The sequence below is a fragment of the Paenibacillus sp. QJM3NY_38 genome (genome assembly GCF_056173265.1).
In genome coordinates this window covers 4,955,282-4,981,028 of the sequence record NZ_CM149665.1, presented here as the reverse complement: position 1 = coordinate 4,981,028, position 25,747 = coordinate 4,955,282, and the positions used below count along the sequence as shown (strand labels likewise).

The window sequence follows — 25,747 nt, the reverse complement described above, 5'->3', positions numbered from 1 at the left end:
ACATCATTTGGGAGGCGTATATGCATGAACATCTCAACATCGTTAAATGTTTTCGAAATTAATCATCCGATCGAGCAGCAAATTCGCAGATGCAAGGAAGCGGGCTTCCTTGCGCTCGATTTCAATTACTGGGATTATCAGGAGACCGTCGCAAAGATGACCTGGCAGGAGGAGGAGGCGTGGGCCCGGAGCATCCGGGCAGCCGCAGACAACCAAGGGGTGCGCTTCACGCAAATGCACGGTCCTGTCCACGGGGGCTCTTTTACCGAAATGGTTATGGGCCTGAATGTCGAGTCGTTTCTTGAAATGGCGTCGCGGTCCATTCGAATGGCGGGCATTCTGGGCGTTCCGTGGGTTGTCTTCCATCCGAGCCCGCTGTCGCTCCGAGGGGAAGAGTCGCACAAGGAAGTACTCGATTACAACGTCGACTTTTATCGCAAGCTGCTTCCGGTCATGGAAGAGGCGGGCGTCGGAATTGCGCTGGAGAACATTTTCGATCGGACCGGCGGCGATACGGGGCTCTTCCGCAGAATTTATTGCGCGATTCCCGAACAGCTAGCAGAACTGCTCACGAAGCTCAATCATCCGCTGTTCGGCGCGTGCTGGGATACGGGGCACGGCCACCGGCAGGGGCTGACTCAGGCGCATTCGATCCGCATGCTGGGTAAGTGGCTGAAGACGCTGCACATCCAGGACAACAACGGCCTCCACGATCAGCATTTGCTGCCGTACCTGGGCACGATCGATTGGAAGGAAGTCATGTCCGCGCTGCGCGAGGTCGGCTACCCGGGTGACTTTACGTACGAAGCGCATAATTCGGTGCGGACGCTGCCGGACGGCATGCGGGATGCGGCGCTGCAATACGCGTACGCGACGGCGCAATTCTTGCTGAAGAATGACTAATTGAGCAGCGTGATGGACAAAGCCCCGGGTTTTTCTCGGGGCTTTCCTATTGGGAAGAGGAGGCGAAGCCGATAAATTGATCGTCAAAGCGATTGGACCCATTGCCAAGCTCAATGCGCAGTGGAAGCTCACTCCACTTCCGTAAGGCTCCTGATCGGTTTTATGCAGGCCCATACGCTAAGGGCGCAAGTCAGCCGAATCATGCAGCGTTGCAGCCGGTTCAGTCCTTTTTTAGATACGCACCGTCCCTATAATAAAAGGGAAAGCGATTATTTCCATTCAGGAGGGATGCAGTCTATGAAGAATAAGGCTTCCAGGATGATACTCGGTCTTTTTCTGGTGCTCGCTTTAACCGTTCCGTTGTCGTTCGCGTTTCCCCAGGCAGCGTCTGCAACCGCAGGCATGTTGAAGGTGCATATGCTGTCACAGGATGACGGCCGAAACGATTCCTTTATCTTCGAGCTTCCGAACGGCGAAGTGATGGTCGTTGACAATCAGAACGGGAGCGCGTTGATGTCCAAGCTGAATAGTCTGGGCATCGACTCGGTCAAGTATGTGGTCGGAACCCATCAGCATGTCGACCATATCGGTGGTTTGGACCATTTTTTGAACAACGGATTTACGATCGACAACACGAAGATTTACTATCCCGATGGTGCGATTCATCGTACCAATACAGAGTACGCCAATCTGAAGAACGCCGCCGACAATCGCAATTTGACGATGGAGTATCTCTGGGACGACGAATATATACTGAATACGACCTATGACAGTAAACCGCTTATTATTAAGGCGATCGGACCGTTATACTGGCGAGTCAACGGGGGGAGTAACGATTATACGAACGTTAACGACGCTTCGCTCGTGCTCAAGATCACATACGGAACAAAGTCCATCCTGATGATGGGCGACTCGAAGTCGTTGACCGAATCCGATCTGATGACTTACCGCAACGGCGAGCTCGACGGAATTCAGGTTCTGAAGGTCGGCCATCACGGGATCAAGGACGTCGATCAGTGGGCAGCCAGCGGGGCATTTCTGGACCGTCTCGGGGTGACGAAGGCGTTAATCACCAACGGCACGCATGATATTGCCGTCACGATCGTCAACACGCTGCAAGCGCGGAATATCCCGTATTGGACGACGGGTCAGTACGGCGTAAAGGGTCCCGATGTGACGCTGTCGACCGACGGCGCGAACGACTGGACGACCGCGTCGGATGCGTACTGGAGTCCGGGAGACACAGGGACGACGTATTATTTCATAGAGCATGCCGGGGATCCGACGAATACGAACGGCTTGCGTCGAATGTACAATGATACGCCGATCAATTCGGATGTGGCACTCTCCGACTCGCAATGGGGCGGCTACCACATCCGGTGGCAGCTAATTGACGCCGGAGGCGGGTACTATTACATCCAGAATATGAAATTCGGGACAAGGCTTTATTCGTCGCCGGACGGCTCCGACGTCTACCAAGTGTCGGGGACGACGACGAGCGATAACGTCAAATGGAAATTGACCAATGCCAACGGAAACTGGAAATTCATCGACAATAAAGCGAACGGCTATCGCCTGCACTCGAAAACAGAAGAGAATTGGCTCGTTCGATTGACGAGCAGCACGTATACCAACGCCAATGTACAGTGGAAGCTCGTCCCTATTCCGTTAGGATCCTAAAATTTTTGGTCTCTTGCTTGGATGGTTGTCGATCAAGAACTGGAAAAGGGCTGCGCGAAGTACACTTGATCAACAGCTTTCCAGGCGTTGGAGACAAGCTGAAGGCTGCAATCGTGGCGGAACTCGGTGATGCAAGCCAATAAGAATGTAAAGGCGCTACCATAGGATATGTGACTACTTCGACAAGAAAAGGAAAGAGCAAGCCTTACAAGGTGGTCGTGATTGCTTGCGCCAACAAGCTTCTTCATCACGTGTACGCCATCCTCTTGTAATAGCGAGCCCTACAGACAAGTTACTACCATATTTAACTATAATCCTTCCGCCAAAGAAGGATTATTTGTTATGCACAGAAACGGATAAACCAATTAAGAACGTACGCTCTAGACTGTGAGCCACAATGTGCAGAGACACATTGCTTCAAAGGATGTGGTTTTAGACTCAAACAAAACAGGCAAGGGCGAAGAATATGAAGATTGTCAAGGACTAAGCTAGGGCTTAAAAAGTGGCCTGAAGCCGGAGTATGCTTTGCGGTCTTGGTAGATCGATCATATAATGAAGTAGTCTCTGCATCGATCTATTCGGTAGATCGATTGCTGCACGATAAATTGGAGGGATATGTGGTGGAGATTCGCTTTTTATCCGATTTGGAATATGCCGTTTCCGGCTTGGCAGTCAACGAAATTATGAAACAAAGGTACTGTGTATTTGATTTGGAATCAACGGGCATCCATCATGAAACGGACCATATCACGCAGGTAGGTGCCGTTATCATTGAGAACGGTATCGTTCAGGAATCCCAAACCTTCAACTCGTATGTTCAGCCTCTAAAGCCCATTCCTGAGGCCGTTGAGCGTTTTACCGGCATATATAATACAAATGTAGAGCGTGCCCCAAGATTCAACGAGGTTTATAGCCGTTTTATCGAATTTATCAAAGATTGCGTGTTGGTGACTCATGCTGGCTATGAATTTGATTTGCCTCTATTGCGGGCCGAATGCAACAGATTTGGCCTTCCCATGATGAACATACGCTGCTTGGATACCAAAGCCCTATTCTCTTACTTGCATCCAGAGATCGACTGCATCATATCAACTGATTATTTGATAAAGTACTATAAGGTTAATGATCGGGACCTAAAGCGACATGATGCGCTAGGTGACAGTATTTTGATCGGGCGAATCTTTTTAAGCATATTAGAGGAGTTTCAAGCGAGGAATTTACATGACATTCATTTCAAAGAAGAGGTTGTGGTCAAAAGGTTCCAGATAACGCCCTTGGTTTAAGGGATTATTGAGGTAAGGAGCAGCAAAGGTCTAAGCTTTATTTATACTCTGTGGTAGAGTTCAATTACATATATATTATCCATATCCTGTCAGGCGTAGGTTGTAGCATAATAGCCGATATAAATGTTTAACTATGAATACGCTTGCGTTTGCGTTTGGCAGGCAGGGAGGTTGCAAGATGAAGGGACAAACGGATATCGTTAAAAGATCCTGGGACGAATGGTCAGACTCGTGATACGTAGGATATCGAACCGAAGAGGTCATTACAAACATCATAAAACAACCTGATTCCGCGTTTCACCCTACTACATTCTCGATGATCATGAAGGCATTCCCAGACCTTCGGGGCAAACGGATATGTGTTCCTTCAAGCGGAGATAATCATGCCGTGTTTGCTTTTCATCTCATGGGGGCTCACGTCACTTCATGTGACATTTCGGAACGGCAGCTCGAGAACAGCTCAGCTATAGCACAGAGATATGGATGGGATATTGAGTTCATCTGTGACGATACCATGAAGCTGAGCAGCATCAAGAGCAATGAATATGATTTTGTCTACACATCGAATGGGGTCCATGTATGGATTCATGATTTGAACTCGATGTATACCCAGATCCATCGAGTCCTTAAACCTAATGGGGCTTACATCATGTATGATATTCATCCTTTTATGCGCCCATTTGGAACCAGCTCTACAGATAAGATCCATGTGGTGAATCTATATGACTCCACAGGGCCTTTTGGAGAAATACCAACGTATAAGTGGCGTATTCAAGATATGTTGAACGCCATGATGTCATCCGGTTTTAATGTTAAACATATGGAAGAAATGTTCGCAGTAGACGGTAGGTTCTGGGTGGATGAATCCAAAGGCGAGGCTAGCCGTTTGTCTGATCAAGATCTGGAAGATTTTCGTAACTGGAAACTGAAACCGCTTGCGGCGCTTCCTCAATGGTTATCGCTCTATGCAACGAAATAATATAAAAGAATAACATACAACATATGACCCGACCTACGTTCTAAAGGCCGGGTTATGATGTTAGAAGGGGACTTTTATGGGCAATCCTTTCGAGAAACTAATATCTTATACACAAGCTTCTCAGGAGAAGTATGGTGCTTCTGCCTCAGCTTTGTTCATCATTCAAGATGGTCAAGTCGTAACGGAATGGTATTCTGGTCAGCATCATTTTAAGCGTGGTGCATTGCCAGTAACCAGGGATTCGATGTTTAATCTATATTCAATCAGAAAGTCATACGTTGGCATGTCAACAGCCATAGCGGTTACAGAAGGGAACATCTCCATCGATACGGTTGTCTCTGATATCGTTAAGGATATGGCAATTAGCGATTTAAAGGGCGTGACCATCCGAGATTTAGCTACCAAAACCAATGCGAAGTACTTTGGTCCCCAGCGAATCGAACGCGAAGAAGTCGCAGGAAAACTAATAAAAGCGATAACAGGCAAGACGATCGCTCAATTAATAACAGACCGGGTATTTAAACCACTGGAGCTGAAGCATTCGGAGTGGGTGACTGTGCCCCAAGCTCTTTTAGTATGTGATTTTCAAGCTGCGGATGGGTATGCATCCATTCGAATAGAATCTGATGAAGGCTGCGACCGGAATTTGTATGCCAGCGCTAAGGATTTGGCGATGTGGGGATATCTGCATCTACATCAGGGAAACGTTCATAACCGACAACTCCTATCCAGTGAAGTATTTCGTTTGATTAACCAATTAAGGGCTGAAACTCAAGATCAACACCGGATTTTTGGATGGTATTTTCAAGAAAAATGGTTTTATGCTTCCGGAGCGGCCGGCTGTCATTGCGTAGTTATCCCTGAGTTCAGTGCGGTAGGGGTTCGGATGTTGAACAAATATACGGAGAATTACAGTGAAGATCAGATCATGTTTAATGAAACATTATACGAGTGCTTGCGGTTATAAAGGGAGTACCAGTTAATTTATCCACTAGAACTCGGTCATATCTCAATGACAGGAGCACGCGAAGTTGTACTTGCTGCTCCCGATCGTCCAAATCATAGATGCAGGTGATGTCCATGAAAAAGATTAAGCTTGGCATGATCGGCAGCGGTCATGTCAGCAATCGTTATTTTGAACAGGCGGCAATCCTTGAAGGCGTGCAGATTGTAGCAACATACTCCAGACATTTGGAGAATGCGGAGAAGAAGGCAGCGGCATATGGAATTCCCGGATGGTATGACGATTATCGACTCATGCTGGACCGGGAAGATTTGGATGGCGACCACATTCGAAGATTGTAAACGTATGGTTACTCTGGCGGAGGAGAAGGGGCTGATTTTCATGAGCCTGCCTTTTGATTTGAATCCCGTCTTTCTAGCTGCTGCCGATTTCATTGACGAGCGATACATTGGAAAAATCACAGGCGCGGAAGCACAACTCTCCCTACCCGGCCCATGGCGCGATAACTGGTATTATGATAAATCTATAGCGCATGGGGGTGCGGTACTGGATTGCCTGGCTTATCCCGTTAGCCGTATGATTGGCTTGTTGGGCCCTGCTGCAAGTGTGATGGCCGAAGTCAACACGCTGATTCCTAATCGCATCGTTGGCGGTGGTAAGAAAGTGAATAGCGATGTGGATGATAATGCGACTCTCATCCTTCAATTTGCAAGTGGGCAACATGCCGTTATTCGCTCGTTATGGGGGATGTCCTTCAAGCAGAACAATACGCTAATCTACGGACGACAAGGCACAGTAGCTCTGAATGACGGTGGATTTCCTTTGGTTATTCACACATTGGGAGATGCCATTACAGATGCGGAGCCAGTCCATTGGCGGGGAAATGACAACTGTTATGTGCCGTTTCGTCGAATTACGGAACAACGTGATGAGACTGTTATTGCCCATTTTGTTCGCTGCCTTCGCACAGGTGAACAGCCCGTCCAGTCGGCGAAGCAGCAGCTGCACGTGCATGAGATTCTGTTCGGCGCCTATCAATCTGCGGAAACCGGTGGGCGGTACGCATTGACGACAACCTTTACGCCAGTGGTAAAATTGGACCCACACATATGGGATACTCGTAGTCGTTTTATTTAGGAGGAATTAAGAAAAGGATGAAAAATGCGCAAAATCTATTTGTCCGGCCCAAGCATAATAAAGGTTTCTCATTCAGATACTCATAATCCTGATGTAGGAGATGACAGGGGAATTGAAATTAAAATTATTTTTCATTCTTATGTTGGTTATCCTTGTTGGTTGTAATAAAGAGAATGATGGGGTCGTCATAGAAATCCATAAAGAACAGCATGTTAACTACTTGCAGAATTACGGATGGAGCATTGATAGATTTGCGTCCGAAACCAAATACGCTGCCTATACTTTACAATCCTTTAAGTCGCATGTGAAAGATATTAAAGAATTGGGTCATGTGGATTTGACCCGATTTTTGGATCAAGAAGTTACAGAGACAGGGTACTTCCTGCAAGAGAAAACAGCGACGTACAATCAGATTGTAGGATTTATACTGGAGTCAGGCAATGAAATTATTGGAGGGTATTTGGTATTTAATTATGAGGCAGAACAAGTTGATGGAACATTGCACATCGATCAAAGTGTTATGAATCCTATTCTTCATCGCAAGGAGTTAGGTAGTAGTCCGTCTTTGTAAATGTTGAGATGTATTGCATGATCGCATTCGCAGGTGCATTAACCTGGAAACATGAAGAGTTGGTGGAATGGCCGAAGACGTTGATGTTTAGTAGTTTTGACGAATGGGTTCGCGATTCGATGCTGCCTGATAACTAATATTATTAGAGATGAATCTAAGAACGAAAGGATGCATTCTAAATATGATCGGTTTGACTATTTTCGTTATGATAGTTGGCTTGGCCGGAATTATCAGCAATCAATATTCTGCTCTGAGAAGGATGGAACGCATGCAGCGTTCACTGGATGAACTTAACACAAGAATACAAGAGATGAACCATCATCCAAAACTGTGAAATTGTTTATTCATGGGTGCGTATTCGCCTTAATACAACAATGTGGGAGTATGATATGAACCCTTTTAAGCATTCAAAAAAAGAAATCAGAACGAAGTTTGAGATCGATTTGCTGCACCAGGCACAAGCCAAAGAACCTACGAAACCACCACATCCTTGGATTCATGAGGTTATCATTCCAGCTGCGGGGTGTATTGCGTGCGGGTGGGACGCCGATGAGAACCTTGTTCTAATCAGCAGCAATGGGTACAGCATTACGCAAGCCAAGTCAGGAACCTTGATTCACAGAGAGCGGGATTCTGATGTAACCGAAGATCATATTAGCGAGAACTACTTGAGTTTTCATATTCCGAAGAGCGGACAAGCCATTTCTATTTTTGGATTTGAGTCTGGCGATGGGACTCACATTACGCACGATGGTTGGATGCTGGAAGTCATTTACCCTTGGTGGCCAAGGGCTTCCGTCATATTGGATCAGATATTTGTCCCTAACTATGAATATCTTAAACAAGCCGCGATGATCGATTTGAACCGGTTGGATGGAAAAATAAAATGCGGATTTTCGCCTTCTGGTCGACATTTCGTTATTCTGGGATCTGGCGGAGTACTTTTGTATTCGAGGGAGTAGTAGATGTAACTACATAAGAGAGGTTGTTTGTCTAACGCAAGCTTACAGCTGCAGGATGGAGGAAAATGAATGTCTAGCCCCCCTATAACTTATGGCATGTACACAATGTGCCTGATCCAAAAAGATGATAAAGTGTTATTAATCAATCGCCCAGACAAGCTGGGTTTTCCCGGATATCTTGGTCCAGGAGGAAAAGTGGAGTTTCCTGAGAGTATTTCAGAAGGTGCTGTGCGTGAGGTTTTTGAGGAGACAGGACTGATCGTGAAAAACCTGGTGTACAAAGGATTAGATGAGTATGTGGTTCCTCAAACAAACTATCGTTACATGGTGTTTAATTATTTGGCGGACTCTTTTGAAGGCAAGCTGTTAGCGGATCCACCGGAAGGTGAGCTCGTTTGGGTACCGATTGATGAAGCAATGGATCTACCTATGCAGCCCTGGTTTAAACGAAGATTTCCCCTATTCTTTGAAGAAGGGACTTTTGAAATCTCTATTGTCTGGGATGAGGATGGACAGAAGTCAATCGATGAGAAGATCAGAAGATTGAGATAAGGGCAACGATCCAGAGGAGGGACCATTATCAGATGATCAAGTACAATATTTGTTTTGTTCGGCGCGGTGATGAGGTTTTATTGTTGAATCGTAACTCCCCGCCCTGGATGGGGTGCTGGAATGGCGTGGGGGGCAAGCTGGAGGCGAACGAAACCCCGCGAGACTCGATGGTACGTGAGCTGGAGGAAGAGACACATATACAAGATTGGAGTCTAACCTTTAAAGGCGTAGTGACTTGGTCCATCAACGGCTCGATTACGGGTGGTATGTATTTATACCTAGCAGAGGTGCCTGAGGATTACAGTTACCCTACACCGATCGCGACAGCTGAAGGAATATTGGATTGGAAACCAGTGAGCTGGATAACCGACGATGCAAATGCTGGAATTGCAGCTAATATACCGGGTTCGATCGAACTCATCCTACATGATTCGAATTGCTATGATCATCGATGTACATATGAGGACGGTAAACTGGTCGAACAAACACCGCTTCCGATCAGTTCCTCGATTGAAATGGATGAAGCGATGAGGGAGGCGTGGTTAAATCAGTATCGGGGAGAGGGAATTGCGATTTAATCTCGTTAGAAACAAATACTCAAACACCACATGGCTCGACCTAAACAGGATATATCTGAGGTCGGGTTTTGGTGATCATTACTTATAAGTGGTACACCCATCGCGGGCATATTAAACGATTTAAGAGCTGCAAAGACGAAGGAATGAACCAGAACTACAATACATCGATAACGGAGATAAAACACGATGAACAAATTACTTCAAAAGGTGTTGGTCCCCTCATCTTACGGACTCTTGCTTGCAGTGATCTGGATTCCTATCGGCATTATAATCTACATGAACTATCTAGCAGGCAGCATTACTATGAAATATATCTTGTATTTTTTACTCGGGTTGCCCCTCATTGCCATTTTGATCGGGTTAATCTGGTTTCGAAAGAAATCGGGGTATTCTATTTTTTCTGTTTCATTTTTGGTTTTGACCCTGTTGATTACGGTGCTTATTCCTATTATTTTCGAATAAAACCATGCCATCTCATTGACTCTGGAGCGCCAATGCTCCAGGGTCTTTTTTTTATGACAGCAGTAAGTCTATCTTAAGCTTCTCTTAACGTAGATTTAACATTGGCAACCGTATAATGGTGGGGAGGTGGTAGAAGAGATGCGTCTGCTAATAATCGAAGATGATCGTGAATTATCCTATGTCATGAAAGCCGGGCTTGAAAAAAGCGGGTTTCATGTCGATGTTGCCAACCAAGGGCTTGAAGGTGAAGATAAAGGGTTTGCCAACCGGTATGATGCTATTTTGCTTGATTTGAATTTGCCTGACAAAGTCGGGATGGAGATCCTTTCCTTTCTACGGGAACAACATATCGACACGCCAATCGTTATTGTTACGGCACGGGATGAAGTCGTTCAGAGAGCACTGGGATTAAACACGGGGGCCGATGATTATATCATCAAGCCTTTTGATTTTGTCGAGCTTGAAGCCCGGATTCAAGCCGTCATCCGCCGCTATTATGGGCGAACGAAGAATGAGATTGATATCGGCCGCATTCGAATTTGTCCCCGTACACGGAAGGCCTACATAGATGGAATGGAGATCGCATTGTCCGCCAAGGAATTTGATATATTGGAGTATTTAGCTAGCCGAAGCCCGGATATCGTATCCAGCGAGGATATTGCGGAACATGTGTACGATGAGTTTTTTGACCCGTTCTCGTCGGTGCTAAGGGTGCATATTGCGAATTTGCGTAAAAAATTAACGCTGCAAGGTGGACAGGGGCTGCTGGTTACCATGAAAGGGAACGGGTATCAGTTATGCGGACAACCTCGATGAAAGTCAGCCGAGTTCTACTGTATTATTCCCTTACGGTGACGGCCTGCCTGATTCTTGCATTCATTTTATTCATTAGCTCCATTACGGTCCCTGAGTCCAATCTGCCCAAATATTTATTTATGATGAACATGAACAAAGTGACAATGCTCATTCAAAACGGGAGTTTTGGCGGTATGTCCTTCCTCGATCTGAAGCCGTCCATCATCAACAAGAGAAACCTGGAGGATTATTATGTGGGAGCGCTGCTTCAGCATATTCCTATCTTGATTCTGTGTCTTGTAGGCATACTCGTAACAGGGACCTGGGTATTGTCCAAAATTCTGAAGGTCCAGCATGAGAAACAGGCCCTCCTATTAGCCAAGCAATTAAGCAGCATGGACGAGGAACATATCATCATGGAGCAGCATCCTGCCATTGTTAAAGCATATCAAGAGATTAAGAGTAAATTCGAAGCGTACACTCTGGATTACGTCCGGCTTAGTGCTTACGTGACGCATGAGCAGAAGAATATCCTTTCCTTGCTCCGAGCCAAATTGCAGCTTTCAGACCATGGGGAACTGACGGAAGAGGTGGATAAGGTTACGGACAGCCTCGACGATATTTTGACATTGAGTGCCTCCAAAGAAAATACGACCATGGAATTGGTCGATACAGCCCTTCTGTGCGCTAATGTATGTGATGAATATCGGAGGCTGCACCCGAACATCCATTTTGATTTTGATGACGATGCCAACAACACCATAATAGGGCGGGAGCTCTGGATATGCCGGGCTGTCACCAATCTGGTGTCCAATGCGGTGAAGTACGGCGGGAACAGTGAAATCTATGTGTCGGTATGCAACAGGAAGGGCAGCGTGATTATAGCGGTCTCCGATGGAGGAGAAGGCATTGACGAAGCGGAGCAGGAGAAGCTGTTCGATTACCAGTATCGGGTCGGCAAACTCAAGAAAGACGGCTACGGCATCGGACTGAGTCTGGTACGCCATGTGTGCGAGCTCTGCGACGGATTGTGCTGGGTAGAGAATAGAGGCGCTAGAGGCACTACATTTTATATGATTTTCCCGGAGGCCTTAACATTAGATTAACATGGCATTCATTAGAATGGGATTGTCCAGGGTGGCAGTGAACCGCTTCGCTGCATCTTAGGCCAATAACAAAAGGGAGGATAACCATGTACATCTTTCAACATGCCATGAAAAACATCGGCCGAAACAAGGGAAGAAACCTGCTGATGGGGATCATCGTCCTGGTCATCATCATTGCGACCGTCATCTCGCTGATTATTAACAACACGTCAGGCAGGATCATTGACGACTATAAAACACAGTTTGGATCCAAAGTCAGCATAGCTCCCGATCTGGAACAAATGTACAACAAGGGGCCAGATTACGAAAAAGTCACATCGGAGCAATATTTGGAATTTGCGGAATCCGAATACCTGAGTCAAAGCACCTTTTCCGCCGTCGTGCCGAGTGTCAGTGATACCGTCAAAGCGGTGGATCAGGATAACGATCCAAAGGGCGGAAATATCAAGCTTCAAGGGCCCGGCGGAGCGTCCAAAGGCAATCCTACGATGAAACTTGTGGGAAATTCTAACCTGGAGACCCTTGCCGAATTCGCGGATGGACAGAGATCCATCACGGAAGGCGAAATCTATAAGGAGCCCTATGAAAGTATCGTGAGCAAGGAGTTTGCAGAGCTGAACGATATCTCGGTCGGGGATACGATTGAGGTGAATAGCGTGATGGGTGAAGGCAATCCGTATACATTGACCGTTACCGGAATCTATCTGGACTCTACTGCAGAATACGGGGACATGCCCATGGAGATGAGTTTTATGAACCGCCGCAACGAAATTTTGACGAGTTTTGATACGGTGATGGGGGATGATCCATCGTCAGCAAGTGCAGTCAACATTCAGGCAACTTATTACATGAAAAGTCCGGATCTATTACCTGAGTTCGAAAAGGAGCTGCGTGACAAAGGGCTTCCTGGTTCCTATACGGTAAGCACCGATGAGGAGAGTTATGCCAAGGTTGTTGGCCCGGTCGAAGCGATGAAGGGAATCTTCTTAACATTTATGATTGTTGTGATTATTCTGGGTTCGATTATCCTTGCGCTGTTGTCTTCCATCACGATCAGGGAGCGGAAATATGAGATCGGGGTTCTACGGGCGATGGGGATGAAAAAAGGCAAAGTCGCTGCAGGACTCATAAGCGAGGCGCTTATGATTACGGCCGTCTGCCTTGTTGTCGGGCTGGTCATTGGAAGTGCGCTGTCTCAGCCTACGGCCAATACCATTCTGCAGAATCAGATCGAAGCAGCGGAACAGGCAAAAGCCGCAAGCGGACCCGGTAAATTTCTGATGGTCGGGGGACAGAGCAATATGAGTAACGTAACAGCCCCGCCGATCAGCCAAATCGATGTCGGGCTGGGAATGGATACCCTTTTACAAATTGCACTTATAGCACTGCTGTTAGCAGCGGTCTCCAGCATGATGAGTATCAGCCGAATTACAAAATACGAACCCATCAAAATTTTGATGGAACGGAATTAGGAGCATGAATCATGAGTGTATTAGCCTTACAGAATGTGTCGTATCGCTATGAGGGTGCAAAGCAGCTTGTTTTGAAAAACGTCAATGTGGCGTTTGAGAACGGCAAAGTGTATACCATTGTAGGAAAATCCGGTTCGGGCAAATCCACCTTGCTGTCGCTCCTCTCCGGTCTGGACGTATGTGCGAACGGGGAGATCTTGTATAAAGGAGATAGTCTGAAGTCGCTCGACCGCGACTATTACCGAGCGAAGAGCATCGGCGTTATTTTTCAAAGCTTTAATCTGCTCACTACGGCGACGGCCGTCGAGAACATTGTGCTGTCCATGAATATAAGCGGCAGTAAGGAAAAGGACAAAAAGGCGTTTGCCTATTCGCTTCTGGAAAGAGTGGGGATCAACCGGGATACGGCAGATCGTCGAATATTGAAGCTGTCGGGGGGAGAACAGCAGCGTGTAGGCATTGCACGCGCCTTGTCGCACAATCCGGATGTTGTCATTGCCGATGAGCCGACCGGGAATTTGGATCGGGATACGGAAGCCGAAGTGTTGAATATTCTGATGTCCCTTGCACATGATCATGGAAAATGCGTCATTATTGTTACCCATTCCAAAAAAGTCACATCGGTAGCAGACGAGGTGTGGGGACTCTCGGAAGGGAAATTGCTCTATATCAAATCTTAATTAGTTTATATAGAAAGGCTGAACCTAAATGAGCAAAAAGAAAATACACGGCTTCAGCATCATTCTGTACGTACTTGCCGGCTTGTTAACGCTGTATGCGACTTGGGCAGCGTTGGAGTCGCACGGCTACATTTCCAGCATGATGGAACAGAATCAGATCAGCGTGAGTGGAAGCGAGTATGATATTGTGAACTTCTATATGTCGAACAGTGCACAGTATGTGTTGTTTGCTGTCATCCTCGGGACTCTTGGTTGGATGCTGCAGAAGAATGCTGCGGGTCAACCAAGCCATGTTACCTTCGCACGGCAGCAGGCGGGCTCTACTTCCTCAAATGATCGATCCGTTGAGTCGGACGGGGAAGATTTTGAGGAGTGGTTCCGGAATAATCAGAATTAGTAGAAGTGTGGAATTTGAGAAGTACAGGACCAGGGATGGATCCTGGGTCAATCGTGAGTCCGCAGTAAAAGGAACCAAAAAGAACCTCCCCAATTGGAGGTTCTTTTTGGTTCCTTCCCGGGCACAAATCATCTATTATAGAGGAAAGGAAAATTCTTCTATTTGGAATTGAGGCGATATTCTTGTTTGGGTATATGAAAGAATTTCATGAATATTATCTGAAGCTCTTACAATTAGCAGAATACGAGATGGATACAGACGAGAAGCGTATAGCGTATGGGTACCAACCTAGCTCACACGAAGATTTGACTCTTTTGAGAGAAAAGTATCTTTTGGAACGGGTAGCAGGAACGGGAGATGAGCTATCACAAATTAGAAATCTAACGCAATGGGTGAATGAACGGCTTCCACATGGGAATGTGAGCCCGCCGGAGCAAGTTAATGCATTACATGTCTTGGGGCTTTCAGATTCAGGACCTATCCAGATGAATTGCTATGTGATTGCTACTGTCTTGAATGAAGTGCTCTTGAGCCTAGGGTTCCAATCTCGCAGAGTTCATTGCAGATCCTATGATGCATATGATTTGGATAGCCACGTGGTCACACTTGTTTATTCTAATACGCTGAGCAAATGGGTCTGCATGGATGGCTCATGGAATTGCTATCTTACCGATGATAGTAGAATTCCTCTTAGTTTAGAGGAATTTCGGGAACGCCTTTCTTCCAATCAGCCCGTCTGGGTTAATGGTGAATCGACGGAGACAGACTGGAGCATTTTTTATAAAGGTTATATGGCCAAAAATATGTTTTGGTTTTATAGTCCTGTTGATAGTGAATACAATTATGAAGCTCGTATGGAGAAAGACTATTGTGCCTTATTGCCGGAGCACTTTACTCCAATTGAACTGATGAGAGAAATACCTGAACATCAAAGCGTACAAATTAGTAGAAACCCGCAAAACTTTTGGAGTCATCCATCCACCATAATGGATAAACCAAGAGATAAGAAGGTTATGGCATAGTTATCGTTATTAACATTACTTGTATAAAAACATGCTTTGTTCGTAGGAGGGGATTGTATTGAAGGACACCAGCTTGGATTTTTACGAAGGTCTTGCGGATACATATCATTTGATATTTAAGGATTGGTATGAGGCGGTTCAATGGCAGGGTGATTTCTTCAATCGATTTATTCGTTCGTTACATGCAGTGGAACACGAGGATCCGATTCATCTCCTGGATGCATCATGTGGAATAGGAACACAGGCTTTGGGAATAGCGCAGCATAATTTTACCGTAACGGCTACGGATCTTAGTCCCAAATCCATTGAACGTGCCAAAAAGGAAGCAGATAAGTTGGGGGTTCATGTTCATTTTGGCGTCGCGGATTTCCGCTCGCTGGAGCAAGATATCCCTGGGCAATATGATGTTGTTCTGTCTGCTGACAATGCGATCCCCCATTTACTGTCTGATGAAGATTTAAGAGAGGCATCCCGCAATCTCTATGCCAAACTTCGAAGCAATGGTTTACTTATATTGTCCATTCGGGATTATGACGAGATCCTGCAGAATCGACAGCGTGCCACGTTGCCCCGAGTTATGGATGAAGGAAAACGGATCGTTTTTCAAGTGTGGGATTGGACAGAAGCCGGGCATCACTATATAACCAACCAATTTATTGTGCAAGAGATTGACGGGTCATGGAAGACTCAAGTCAACAGCACATCCTATAGAGCTTTATTGAGGTCGGAGTTAAGCACAAAATTGGTGGAAGCGGGATTTACCGATATCATGTGGCATATGCCTTCCGAATCGGGCTTCTATCAGCCGATCTTGACCGCAAGGAAATCATGAACGTAGTCTGCATGGGTAAAGTGAGTTTCTTCGAATCCCATCATATATGAGGAGGAGCTATGGATGGCCAAATTATCAGGTCACGAACAAGTCGTGGAGTATCTTCACCATCTTGAGCATCCACTAAAGGCTGAAATTGAGGAAGTAAGAAGCTTCATATTAAGCGTCGATGGCCGAGCAGATCAAATGGAATGCACCCAGCTTCTGCGTTCAGGGGGAAGACCGTATCACATTGAATTTACAAGGGAAAGGCTTCTTACGCATCATTTTTCATTGTGGGGCAAAAGTTCAAACGCATGACATCAAGGGAGCCCTGCCTGAGGATACGCTATTGGAATGGGCTTCTAATGATCGGGCAATCGTGAAAATATTGAATTTAAACGATCTGGAGGAGAAGAAAGAACAATTAAGAGAAGTTATCGTTCGATGGATTGAAGCAACGAGTAAGGAGTAAACGGGGAGTAACATGGTTGTCGTTTGGCGCTATAAGATGCTTGTAAATGGAGGAGTGACTCAGTTGAACAAAGTGATCGATTATTATAATGCCTTCGATGAATGGGGGCGTTTGGATAGGGAACCCGTTGAATTTGTCGTCAATCTGCATCATATCTTGAGCATGCTGCCTGAGAAAGGTCACGTGCTGGATAACGGAGCGGGACCTGGGAAGTATTCGATGGAATTAGCGAAGAACGGTTACGATGTAACCTTAACAGACCTTACGCCAAGATTAGTCGAGACCGCGTCTGCTAAAGCTGAGGAACTCAAGTTAACCGGCCAGTTCAAAGGATTTCACCGTGCCAATGCCAACGATCTTAGCCTGTTTCAAGATGAGCTGTTTGACGCCGCACTGATGATGGGACCGCTATATCATTTACAGACAGAACAAGATCGGTCTACGGCCGTCCGGGAATTGTATCGCGTTACACAAGCGGGTGGCTATGTCTTTGTGGCATTCATGACCCGAATTCGACATCTGATGACATCATTATCATTTCCGGAACATTGGAAACCGAATGATACGATCAGCAGCATTAAGGAATTTGTTAGGACTGGGATATTCAATCATAGCGATGAAGGACGATTTACCGGTGCATATTATTTCAACCTGGAGGATATCAAGCCGTTCATGGAAGCGCATGGCTTCAAGACGATTAAATTGATAGGCTCGTCAAGTATAGCAGGCTCCTTCAAGGCAGAGCAGTTCGATTATTGGCGGTCCCGTGGAGAAGAGGAATTCCAGGAAGTAATGAAACTGATCTACCAGGAAGCGGAGAACCCCAGCATTTTGGGAGTTTCATCTCATTTATTGTATATTGGGCAGAAACGATAAGGGATTATAAATACGAGTGGTTGGGGTACTTTATACTTTTTTTGAGTACTAGTCGAATGAGTCAGGGGGATAGACATGATCGTTCAAGAAGTTGCTGAACTGGATGCAGTAGACATTGCTGAGCTCTTGACTGAAAGCAAGAGAGAAGGGTTCAGGAATATCCATAGGCTAGTGAATGAATATAATGAGGGCATCAATAGGTTTCAGCATGAAGATGAAGCTTTGTTTCAATGTCGAGTTGGTCAAAGAGTCATCGGCATTTGCGGGTTGAATCGTGATCCGTATTCTGACGGAAGCATAGGCAGGATCCGCAGATTGTATGTGTTAAAGGAATTTCGAAGTCATGGTGCCGGGAGAAGGCTGGTCGAGGCGGTCATTCAGAAGGCGAGCAGTCATTACAGTAAAATCGTGTTGAGAACGGACAACCCCAAAGCGGCTAGTTTCTATAAGAAGCTAGGTTTTCGAGAATTAAAGGATGTTGAACTAGTCACGCATGAACTTGAGTTATGATGTATCGATGATGCCCCGCCTCGATCCTATAGAGTAAAAAAGGCCACCCTAAAGGCAGCCTTCCCTACCCCTCGTAGGCTTGCTGTAACGTCTGCATATCGATTTTTGATTTCGTCTGGAGTAAAGCCTTCATGACGCGTTCGGATTTTGCCGGATCGGAGTCGGTTATCATTTCGCTTAAGTTAGCCGGGACGATCTGCCACGATACACCGAACTTGTCCTTCAGCCAACCGCATACTTGAGCTTTCTCGTCGCCGCCCTCAGACAGCTTTTCCCAATAATAGTCCAATTCTTCTTGGGTTTCGCAATGCACAATAAATGAAATGGCTTCATTGAAGGTAAAATGCGGGCCGCCATTGAGGGCAACAAAATGCTGGCCTTCCAGCAGGAATTCCACAGTCATGATCGCACCTTGGGCAAATGTATGGTTGTCATTTTTTTCTGCACTGTAGCGCGTGATACGCTCGATTTGTGAATTTTTAAAAATAGAGACGTAATGCTGGGCTGCTTCCTCGGCTTGGTGATCAAACCACAAGTTTGACGAAATCTTTTGGACTCTATTCTTCATAATTCCAACTCCTTCCTCACAGGTAATAGAATGTAATGCAATCGTACCATATCCTTCTTAACACGATTTCTTTCCAATTGCGATTTATTTCTGGAATATAGTACGAAGCTAACTTTTTAAGATAACGGAGGGTTATAACAATGAGTGGAAGTCAACTCATCATTACGGGAACCTCAAGGGGAATCGGCGAGCAACTGGCTTATATGCTCCTAGAGAAAGGCCATGACGTGCATGGGATTGCGAGAGGAACGTCCGAGAGATTGAGCAGCTATTCAAAATACAGACACCATGTATATAATCTGAGCGATCCGTTGGGGCTAGAGGAGCTTGTGGATAGAGTGTTTGACGAGATGGATCCCGTTCACGCGGATATGATCTGCCTTATCAATAATGCGTCCATGCTTGAACCACTGAAGGCCATTGAACAATGTGATGCAAGAGATATTCATATGAATGTGCAAATCAGTCTGGTTGCCCCCATGATTCTGACATCCGGCTTCATCAAGAAAACGGAGGGGTTGTCCATTCGGAAGAAAATCATCAACATCTCTTCAGGCTCTGGCATATATCCAGCACCTACGATGAGTGTCTATTGTTCGGTCAAGGCCGGAATCAATATGTTTACGCAAAGTGTAGGGAGCGAGCAAAGGAACAGGCCAAACCCGGTAGAGATCATTGCGGTTAATCCAGGTATGGTGGACACGGATATGCAAAGAATGGCCAGAGGGAAAAATGAGCAGGAGTTTGAAATGGCCAAAGCCTTCGCCCATGCGCATGAGTCCGGGCAGCTTCTATCTAGAGAGGAAATCGGGGCGCTTCTGTTACGTATCATCGACAAGGATTTTGCAACTGGAAGTGTTGTGAATTATGACGAAATCTAAGGGACCTGTGCAAGCTGAAGTATATCTTATCTATCGGAGGCTGTTATCATGTTGATGCCAACACATATCGTCGCTGTCGGCGGCGTAGTTGAGAATGAACGCGATGAGATTCTACTGGTGAAGGGGCGCAGCGGCTGGGTTTTTCCAGGTGGGCAGGTGGAAGCCGGAGAGAATCTGATGGAGGCTTTGATCAGAGAAATCAAAGAGGAGAGCGGCATGGATACCATCGTTTCCCACCTGATCGGAGTCTATTCCAATACATCAACCTATCCGGGACACAGCGGAGTTGCCGTGGTTCCAACGAAAGTGATGATGGATTTTGCGTGTAAGCCTACGGGCGGCGAGCTGGGGATCTCGGACGAAACGACGGACAGTCGTTGGATCCCTAAGGATGAAGTGCTTCAATTGATTACGGCCCCGGCCATTCGTACGCGATTTCAGGCTTATTTGGATTTTAATCGAGAGGTCGTCTATATGAAATATATTACGAAGCCGGAGTTTGAAATTAAGTTGAGACGGAATATCTAAGAACTACGAAATGGTCTGATAATGGATCGAAAGGAATATTCGCATGGAAGAAGTCATTGTCACCAAGATCTAGTCGGGGAACTTGATGCGGAAAGGAATTAAAGATGATGTCCGAATATTACTGGGATTCAGCAATCGAATACCTGAGGAATACGAGAGGGCTATACTATAACGATGATTATCTGGAGTTTCTTGTTAAGAATGTCTGGAAAATGAATACTCCCATTAACATTGTGGATTACGGTTGTGGTTATGGGTATCTAGGATTAAAGCTTCTCCCGTTATTACCCAAAGGTTCAACCTATACAGGGATAGATAAAGGCAAGGATTTGATTATGGAAGCAAGAGAAGTGTTTGATAAGCTGCCCTATTCTACTGAATTCATTCAAGGAGATATTGAGGATATGTTTGTGGAACGTCAGTATGACGTTGCGATCTGCCATGCATTTTTATTACATATGGCAAGCCCTCGGGAGATTCTTCAGAAAATGATGGATAGTGTACTGGACGGCGGACGAGTCATCTGTTTTGAGCCTCATTGGATTGCTAATACGGCTAATTATGGCTTCGATGGAATCCAGCATTCTGAAGTCGTTCGTCTGGGCATATTACAGAAATTGTATGAAACGAGTGCCAAAGATAGCGGAAAAGACGGGAATATCGGCATGAGGCTCCCTATTCTTCTAAGTCAGCTGGGATTACGGAATGTGGGATGCCGAGTCAGTGATAAAGTGAATTTTTTAGATCAGAATATGGATGCTGCAGAGAAGGATCGGCTTTTTCAGTCCTTGAAGGAAGAAGGCATTGGGCAGGAACTGGAGGATCCGGTTAAGGTCGTGGAGCAGATGGTACAGAGAGGGTTATCAGTAGAAGAAGCCCAAGCCCAATATGCCGCTGAACTCAAGTTGTTCCGAGTGTTTGATAGCGACTCGTGGTTGACTTATGCACCGAATATGAAGATCTCTTATGGAACGGTTGGTCGAGAATAAACTTGCTTAAGGAGCCCTATGAAAATTGGATTGGTAAGACATTTTAAAGTTATACATAAATGGGATAGGAAATGGTTGACGTCCGATCAGTTCAATGCTTGGGTGGAAGCTTACAACAACGCTGAAATTGAACAATCCGACCTGGACTATGACTATTCGGAGTGGAATGTCTGCATATCCAGTGATTTGCCAAGGGCCGTTCAGACGGCAGAAACGATATATCCAGGCCCTATCATCGCAACGAATCGGTTAAGAGAAATTGAGGTTCAATCGATTCATCCTTTGGGAAATCTAAAGCTTCATTACCACATGTGGTTGATGATGGGGCGCTTGGCATGGTATCTGTCTCACCGCTCGCAAGCGGAGCGGCGAAGCGAGACACGGAAGCGAGCTGGGCATATCATCGATTGGATCGAAACGAAAAAGAATAGGATTATAACGATCGTCTCCAATAATAGATAGCCAACTGGGTTCTGTCTCGGAGCTCCAACTTATCCAGTATGATCGAGAGGGTATTGCGCACGGTTCCTTCGCTGATAAACAATTGCTCGGCAATCTCTCGATTCGAGCAGCCTAAGGCAACCAGCTCGAGAATATCGTTTTCCCGCGGGGTAAGGTCGGGACGATTCTCTTTATCGGGCAGCATCAAGGCTTTCAGCACATTTGCATCCACAACGGAAGTGCCGGAAGCCAAAGCACGTAGTTGTTGTGCCATACTGGAGACCTGCGTCGATTTCAGCATGTACCCCTCGGCTCCGGCTAGCAGCGCCAGGCGGATACTATGCTCATCTTGGAACGTGGTCAGCATCATAATCTGCACTGGGGGCCATTTTTGCTTGATTTGCCTCGCCGCTTGGATTCCGTCCATACCAGGCATCCGAATATCCATGAGGACGATGTCCGGCAGGACCTCTTCACAGCATTGAATGGCTGCAGCGCCGTCATTCGCAGTGGCCGTTACTTCCATATCCGGTTCTCTGGATAGAAGCAGCCGGAGACTCTGACATACCAATGGATCATCATCCACAATGAGAATGTTCATCGAATGCCCTCCTTTCCCATAGGTAATACGCAGACCAATTGAAAGCCGCCGGATGTATTGGTGGAGATGCTGCCTCCTGCTGCCTGGGCTCTTTGTCTTAGGTTGCGGAGTCCGGTTCCAGGCAGCGAGGAGGAATCCAAAACGCCGTCATTTAGGACGCTTAACCGCACGATATGTTCATTGACGTCCAACGATACTTCAACGTGTTTGGCTTTGGAATGACGCACCGCATTGGTCAAGGCTTCCTTGAGACAAGCATTCAGGATGACCCACAGATGGGCGGCTATACGAGATGTATCTCCATAAATTTGCAGCTGGACAGGCATCGCTTTGAAATTACGGCAGATCTCCTCCAGGCTCCGAATGCCGGTCGCTTGGACAGGCTGCATATTATGGACCGTTTCCCGCAGCTCCAGGGCACTGCTCGACAAACGCATCTGGGCTTGAGCAAACATTTCTTCCGCTTGCGGGTCATTCTCCCTCCATAATGTTTCAAAAGCTTGGAAAGCTAACAACGCGGCTGTTAATTCATGGCCGACCTCATCGTGCAGCTTCTGGGAGATTCGATGACGCTCTCTGAGCTCTGCAAGCTGAGCCGTTTGCACATTGGCCATAAGCAGCTCACCCTTCAATATTTCCAGTTCGTAGCGATCGCAACGCTCCTGATCCGCCTCCAATCGATACTGATGGGTTTGTTTGGACCAACATAAAACGATCCATCCCGCAAATGAAGCTTGAACGAGCATGAGCAGAAGCGGGAGGTCCGGATCGACATAGCCGATGACAAGCACTGCCAGGATGGGCAGGGAAAATAGCGGTGTACCGGCAAGCATGGTTTCAAATAGCGGCAGAGCCAGTCCGAAGCCGGCCTCCGGCCAGAATGGAATGATGGATATGCATAGGAGCTGGTCGACCAGTGTTGTCCATGAAGGAAGGGGAAACCGCCATCGGGCTAACGCTAGGATCGCTAAGGCGAAGACCAGGATGAATCCTTCGGTCCCGGCATCTCCCATAAACCAAAGAGCGGCCATAAGCAGCAGGGCAAGTATTCTCCAAATCACGACGGCTATGCTCGGGGACCACGAATCGGTATAGCTTCTCATGAAAACCTCCCATGGCATACGTTCTCTTTTCCCCATATCGTAACATATTTTTCAAGCCAGTTTCCTTCGGCTGCCAATCAGCATAAAAGCGATCGCAAACAACAGCAGGATCCCGAGCGGAGTGAGCTGTTCCGCGAACAAGCCTCCGTTCTTAGCAAGCATGATTCCCTCATGGAACCAATAGGTAGGGGATAACATGGCGATTTTCTGCAGGGATGCAGGCATAGCCTGAATGGGAAATAAGGTTCCTCCGAGCACCGCCATGATCAAGATGATTCCAAGCATAACGGCTGTAGAAGATTCAGGCTGGCGGAACATGGAAGACCAAGCGAGAGAGAAGCTAATCGCGGTGACCGAGAACATACTTAAAATGCTGAAGAGTTGAATCAGACTGCCAAAAACATCGGCATGCAGCAACCAGGCGCTGCACGTGATCACGGCACTTTGTCCTACGAGCAGCAGAGCGAAAGCAAGCAGATTCTGCGATAAATACTTGAAGTGGGTCACAGGTGCAACGCCGATCCGGGTCAGAATTTTATTCTTCCGATCCTCCATGATCATATGAACGAGTTTGGAGGCAGAGAATAACAGCAGGATTCCGTAGAAGTGATACCCTAGCGGTAAGCCATGCCAACCGCCCACCGGGAGGACAACGACGGCTGCGGGAAGGCCTAACAGCAAGATAAGATTGGGCAAGCTGCGGACGCTCCGAATGAGCGCGAAGTTAAATATCGTCAAGCGAGCTTCCTCCTCCCAAGCCATGCGCTGATCATCATGCATATCACGGTTAAGGCTAACAGCAATAAGATGCTAAGGTACGCTTTCCCTTGCCCGCCATCGACAAGCATCTCCAGGATGGCCATCTTTCCGAGGGTTACCGGATTCCCATAGGACGACATGAACTCAAAGAAACGATGATCTGGAAGAGGAAACATGAGTCCGGTCAAGATGATGAAGCCGATTCCGAGGACTTCAGATACTCTTTCAGCCAATTTTACGTTATGGATGGATAATGTCAGCAGCAGATGTACGGACTGTGCAAATAAGGAATAAATAATAAATACCAGAAATACCCAGCCAAGCGATCCCCACGCGATCCCGAACACCCAGGTTGTGAATAGCACCAAGACCAATCCTTGCAAGGTACTGAAGAGCGTGCAGGCAAGAATAAGAGAGCTTGAATAAACCGCTACGTTAATAGGGAGCGAATAGATTCTCCATTTGCGGGTTTTAAGTAAATCGATATCCAAATAACTCATCAAATACGTGCCGCCAAAAAACTGAACGCCCATAATGGTCGTAACGACCGTCAAGTCCAGCGGAGGAACACCCTTCATGCCTTCATATGGTCCAATAACGACACCCAGCACGGTAATGACGACCAGCGGCAGGCCCACAAGAAGCAGCTGCCCGATGGGTTCGCGTATCAGGCGAAGCAAGGAGAAGTACGTCATTCTGAACACAAGCATGTTAAGTTCCCTCCGTGTCACGTAGTTGCTTACCGGTAAGCGTAAGGAATACGTCTTCAAGCGTAGGTTTCTCCGCATGGATGGATAGGACGCCGCCCGCGCTTTTGGCCAACGACAGGATACGATCCAGATTTCCTGCGCCTGCCCGTGATATGATCTGAATTTGCGTTCCATTCAAAACCACGTGCTTGACTCCATCCAGCTGTTTGATGTTATTGATCAGATCCTCCGTCAACTCCACGACTTCCAGCTTGATCTTTTCTTCATGGTGGATGTTCTTTACCAACTCATCAATCGTCCCCTGCGCGATGACGTGGCCTTGATCCATAATCACGACACGGGATGCGAGGGACTGCACCTCTTCCATGTAATGGGTGGTATAGAGAATGGTAGTCCCCCTTTTTTGCAGTTCGCGTACCGATTCCAGGATGTGATTTCTGGATTGGGGGTCGATTCCAACCGTAGGTTCGTCCATGATCAGGAGCCTGGGCCTGTGAATGATCGAGCAGGCGATATTCAGTCGCCGCTTCATTCCCCCGGAGAATTTGGAAGGACGTTTATGGGCTTGATCCGTTAGTCCGACGAATTGGAGCGTTTCCGTGATTTGCCTTCTCAATTCCGTGCCTCTTAACCCATAGATTCCGCCAAAAAAAGCGAGATTCTCTTGGGCGGTTAAATCTTCGAAAACGGTGATATCCTGCGTGACCAGTCCAATTTTCCGTTTGACCTCCAGCATAGGGCCGCTTGGCCGTTCCCCAAACAGCTCGATGCTACCGGAATCGATGCCGATTAAGCCGGATAACGCATGGATCAATGTGGTTTTACCTGCACCATTCGGACCAAGAAGGCCGAGTATTTCGCCCTGCCTGATTTCTAAATGGACATGGTCCAGGACAAGCTGATGTCCATAGCGCTTAATGATATGGTTCATGGTAGCGATTGTCATCCGAAT

At 46.7% G+C, this 25,747-nt stretch carries 32 protein-coding genes; 26 read left to right on the top strand and 6 right to left on the bottom strand.

The window, feature by feature from the left end:
- Window positions 1-24: 24 nt before the first annotated feature.
- The 22 genes from AC0VZ8_RS23020 (at window position 25) to AC0VZ8_RS22915 (ending at window position 18,215) form a co-directional block, all read left to right on the top strand.
- Window positions 25-903: a sugar phosphate isomerase/epimerase family protein gene (locus AC0VZ8_RS23020; RefSeq protein WP_475484522.1), complete on the top strand. Its 879-nt coding sequence runs from the start codon at window positions 25-27 to the stop codon at window positions 901-903.
- A 297-nt stretch (window positions 904-1,200) separates the two neighbouring features.
- Complete coding sequence (locus AC0VZ8_RS23015) at window positions 1,201-2,583, top strand: MBL fold metallo-hydrolase (protein ID WP_475484521.1); 1,383 nt, start codon at window positions 1,201-1,203, stop codon at window positions 2,581-2,583.
- Window positions 2,584-3,116: 533 nt separating this feature from the next.
- Window positions 3,117-3,866 carry a 3'-5' exonuclease gene (locus tag AC0VZ8_RS23010; protein ID WP_475484520.1) on the top strand — a complete coding sequence of 250 codons (750 nt, stop codon included), beginning with the start codon at window positions 3,117-3,119 and terminating at the stop codon, window positions 3,864-3,866.
- Between the two features lie 388 nt (window positions 3,867-4,254).
- Window positions 4,255-4,845, top strand: a complete 591-nt coding sequence (locus AC0VZ8_RS23005) for a class I SAM-dependent methyltransferase (RefSeq protein ID WP_475484519.1) — start codon at window positions 4,255-4,257, stop codon at window positions 4,843-4,845.
- Between the two features lie 76 nt (window positions 4,846-4,921).
- Window positions 4,922-5,812 carry a serine hydrolase domain-containing protein gene (locus tag AC0VZ8_RS23000; protein ID WP_475484518.1) on the top strand — a complete coding sequence of 297 codons (891 nt, stop codon included), beginning with the start codon at window positions 4,922-4,924 and terminating at the stop codon, window positions 5,810-5,812.
- Between the two features lie 113 nt (window positions 5,813-5,925).
- A complete protein-coding gene (locus tag AC0VZ8_RS22995) occupies window positions 5,926-6,150 on the top strand; it encodes a Gfo/Idh/MocA family oxidoreductase (protein ID WP_475484517.1) in 225 nt (74 codons plus the stop codon).
- A gap of 4 nt (window positions 6,151-6,154) precedes the next feature.
- Window positions 6,155-6,946: a Gfo/Idh/MocA family protein gene (locus tag AC0VZ8_RS22990; RefSeq protein ID WP_475484516.1), complete on the top strand. Its 792-nt coding sequence runs from the start codon at window positions 6,155-6,157 to the stop codon at window positions 6,944-6,946.
- A 112-nt stretch (window positions 6,947-7,058) separates the two neighbouring features.
- Complete coding sequence (locus AC0VZ8_RS22985) at window positions 7,059-7,517, top strand: DUF4830 domain-containing protein (protein WP_475484515.1); 459 nt, start codon at window positions 7,059-7,061, stop codon at window positions 7,515-7,517.
- A 389-nt stretch (window positions 7,518-7,906) separates the two neighbouring features.
- Complete coding sequence (locus AC0VZ8_RS22980; RefSeq protein ID WP_475484514.1) at window positions 7,907-8,479, top strand: hypothetical protein; 573 nt, start codon at window positions 7,907-7,909, stop codon at window positions 8,477-8,479.
- Window positions 8,480-8,548: 69 nt separating this feature from the next.
- Window positions 8,549-9,031: an 8-oxo-dGTP diphosphatase gene (locus AC0VZ8_RS22975; protein WP_260066049.1), complete on the top strand. Its 483-nt coding sequence runs from the start codon at window positions 8,549-8,551 to the stop codon at window positions 9,029-9,031.
- Between the two features lie 32 nt (window positions 9,032-9,063).
- On the top strand, window positions 9,064-9,609 hold the full coding sequence (locus AC0VZ8_RS22970; protein WP_475484513.1) for an NUDIX hydrolase: 546 nt from the start codon (window positions 9,064-9,066) through the stop codon (window positions 9,607-9,609).
- Between the two features lie 600 nt (window positions 9,610-10,209).
- Window positions 10,210-10,887, top strand: a complete 678-nt coding sequence (locus AC0VZ8_RS22965; RefSeq protein ID WP_475484512.1) for a response regulator transcription factor — start codon at window positions 10,210-10,212, stop codon at window positions 10,885-10,887.
- Window positions 10,884-11,972: a sensor histidine kinase gene (locus AC0VZ8_RS22960; protein WP_475484511.1), complete on the top strand. Its 1,089-nt coding sequence runs from the start codon at window positions 10,884-10,886 to the stop codon at window positions 11,970-11,972. The genes AC0VZ8_RS22965 and AC0VZ8_RS22960 overlap by 4 nt, the downstream gene beginning before the upstream one ends.
- Before the next feature lie 86 nt (window positions 11,973-12,058).
- On the top strand, window positions 12,059-13,444 hold the full coding sequence (locus AC0VZ8_RS22955) for an ABC transporter permease (protein WP_475484510.1): 1,386 nt from the start codon (window positions 12,059-12,061) through the stop codon (window positions 13,442-13,444).
- 11 nt (window positions 13,445-13,455) lie between these two features.
- Complete coding sequence (locus AC0VZ8_RS22950; protein ID WP_475484509.1) at window positions 13,456-14,124, top strand: ATP-binding cassette domain-containing protein; 669 nt, start codon at window positions 13,456-13,458, stop codon at window positions 14,122-14,124.
- A 28-nt stretch (window positions 14,125-14,152) separates the two neighbouring features.
- On the top strand, window positions 14,153-14,521 hold the full coding sequence (locus AC0VZ8_RS22945; protein WP_475484508.1) for a hypothetical protein: 369 nt from the start codon (window positions 14,153-14,155) through the stop codon (window positions 14,519-14,521).
- A 182-nt stretch (window positions 14,522-14,703) separates the two neighbouring features.
- On the top strand, window positions 14,704-15,543 hold the full coding sequence (locus AC0VZ8_RS22940; RefSeq protein WP_475484507.1) for a transglutaminase domain-containing protein: 840 nt from the start codon (window positions 14,704-14,706) through the stop codon (window positions 15,541-15,543).
- 58 nt (window positions 15,544-15,601) lie between these two features.
- On the top strand, window positions 15,602-16,375 hold the full coding sequence (locus AC0VZ8_RS22935) for a class I SAM-dependent methyltransferase (RefSeq protein ID WP_475484506.1): 774 nt from the start codon (window positions 15,602-15,604) through the stop codon (window positions 16,373-16,375).
- 63 nt (window positions 16,376-16,438) lie between these two features.
- A complete protein-coding gene (locus tag AC0VZ8_RS22930) occupies window positions 16,439-16,675 on the top strand; it encodes a hypothetical protein (protein ID WP_475487805.1) in 237 nt (78 codons plus the stop codon).
- On the top strand, window positions 16,608-16,829 hold the full coding sequence (locus tag AC0VZ8_RS22925) for a hypothetical protein (RefSeq protein WP_475484505.1): 222 nt from the start codon (window positions 16,608-16,610) through the stop codon (window positions 16,827-16,829). The genes AC0VZ8_RS22930 and AC0VZ8_RS22925 overlap by 68 nt, the downstream gene beginning before the upstream one ends.
- Window positions 16,830-16,892: 63 nt before the next feature.
- Entirely contained in the window at window positions 16,893-17,705 is an 813-nt protein-coding gene (locus tag AC0VZ8_RS22920) for a methyltransferase domain-containing protein (protein ID WP_475484504.1), read from the top strand.
- 75 nt (window positions 17,706-17,780) lie between these two features.
- Window positions 17,781-18,215, top strand: a complete 435-nt coding sequence (locus tag AC0VZ8_RS22915) for a GNAT family N-acetyltransferase (RefSeq protein ID WP_475484503.1) — start codon at window positions 17,781-17,783, stop codon at window positions 18,213-18,215.
- A 64-nt stretch (window positions 18,216-18,279) separates the two neighbouring features.
- On the opposite strand, the gene AC0VZ8_RS22910 is transcribed toward AC0VZ8_RS22915, so the two are convergent.
- A complete protein-coding gene (locus tag AC0VZ8_RS22910) occupies window positions 18,280-18,783 on the bottom strand; it encodes a VOC family protein (protein WP_475484502.1) in 504 nt (167 codons plus the stop codon).
- A 140-nt stretch (window positions 18,784-18,923) separates the two neighbouring features.
- Between AC0VZ8_RS22910 and AC0VZ8_RS22905 the strand changes: the two genes are divergently transcribed.
- The 4 genes from AC0VZ8_RS22905 (at window position 18,924) to AC0VZ8_RS22890 (ending at window position 21,643) form a co-directional block, all read left to right on the top strand.
- Window positions 18,924-19,664 (top strand): SDR family NAD(P)-dependent oxidoreductase, encoded by a 741-nt coding sequence (locus AC0VZ8_RS22905; protein WP_475484501.1) that lies wholly within the window; start codon window positions 18,924-18,926, stop codon window positions 19,662-19,664.
- A 48-nt stretch (window positions 19,665-19,712) separates the two neighbouring features.
- Window positions 19,713-20,192, top strand: coding sequence for an NUDIX hydrolase (locus AC0VZ8_RS22900; RefSeq protein WP_475484500.1), 480 nt, complete (start codon window positions 19,713-19,715; stop codon window positions 20,190-20,192).
- Between the two features lie 107 nt (window positions 20,193-20,299).
- The gene (locus tag AC0VZ8_RS22895) at window positions 20,300-21,181 is read left to right on the top strand and encodes a class I SAM-dependent methyltransferase (protein WP_260066395.1); all 882 of its coding nucleotides are present in this window, start codon (window positions 20,300-20,302) and stop codon (window positions 21,179-21,181) included.
- Window positions 21,182-21,256: 75 nt separating this feature from the next.
- Entirely contained in the window at window positions 21,257-21,643 is a 387-nt protein-coding gene (locus AC0VZ8_RS22890; protein ID WP_475484499.1) for a histidine phosphatase family protein, read from the top strand.
- Here the strand turns inward: AC0VZ8_RS22890 and AC0VZ8_RS22885 are convergent.
- The 5 genes from AC0VZ8_RS22885 to AC0VZ8_RS22865 are packed head-to-tail and all read right to left on the bottom strand — an operon-like array spanning window position 21,615 to window position 25,741.
- The gene (locus AC0VZ8_RS22885; RefSeq protein WP_475484498.1) at window positions 21,615-22,223 is read right to left on the bottom strand and encodes a response regulator; all 609 of its coding nucleotides are present in this window, start codon (window positions 22,221-22,223) and stop codon (window positions 21,615-21,617) included. The genes AC0VZ8_RS22890 and AC0VZ8_RS22885 overlap by 29 nt on opposite strands.
- A complete protein-coding gene (locus tag AC0VZ8_RS22880) occupies window positions 22,220-23,326 on the bottom strand; it encodes a sensor histidine kinase (protein ID WP_475484497.1) in 1,107 nt (368 codons plus the stop codon). Before AC0VZ8_RS22880 ends, AC0VZ8_RS22885 begins: the two co-directional genes overlap by 4 nt.
- 51 nt (window positions 23,327-23,377) lie before the next feature.
- Window positions 23,378-24,064 (bottom strand): ABC transporter permease, encoded by a 687-nt coding sequence (locus AC0VZ8_RS22875; RefSeq protein ID WP_071219865.1) that lies wholly within the window; start codon window positions 24,062-24,064, stop codon window positions 23,378-23,380.
- Window positions 24,061-24,795, bottom strand: coding sequence for an ABC transporter permease (locus AC0VZ8_RS22870; RefSeq protein ID WP_475484496.1), 735 nt, complete (start codon window positions 24,793-24,795; stop codon window positions 24,061-24,063). The genes AC0VZ8_RS22875 and AC0VZ8_RS22870 overlap by 4 nt, the downstream gene beginning before the upstream one ends.
- A 1-nt stretch (window position 24,796) precedes the next feature.
- Window positions 24,797-25,741 (bottom strand): ABC transporter ATP-binding protein, encoded by a 945-nt coding sequence (locus tag AC0VZ8_RS22865; RefSeq protein WP_475484495.1) that lies wholly within the window; start codon window positions 25,739-25,741, stop codon window positions 24,797-24,799.
- Window positions 25,742-25,747 lie beyond the last annotated feature (6 nt).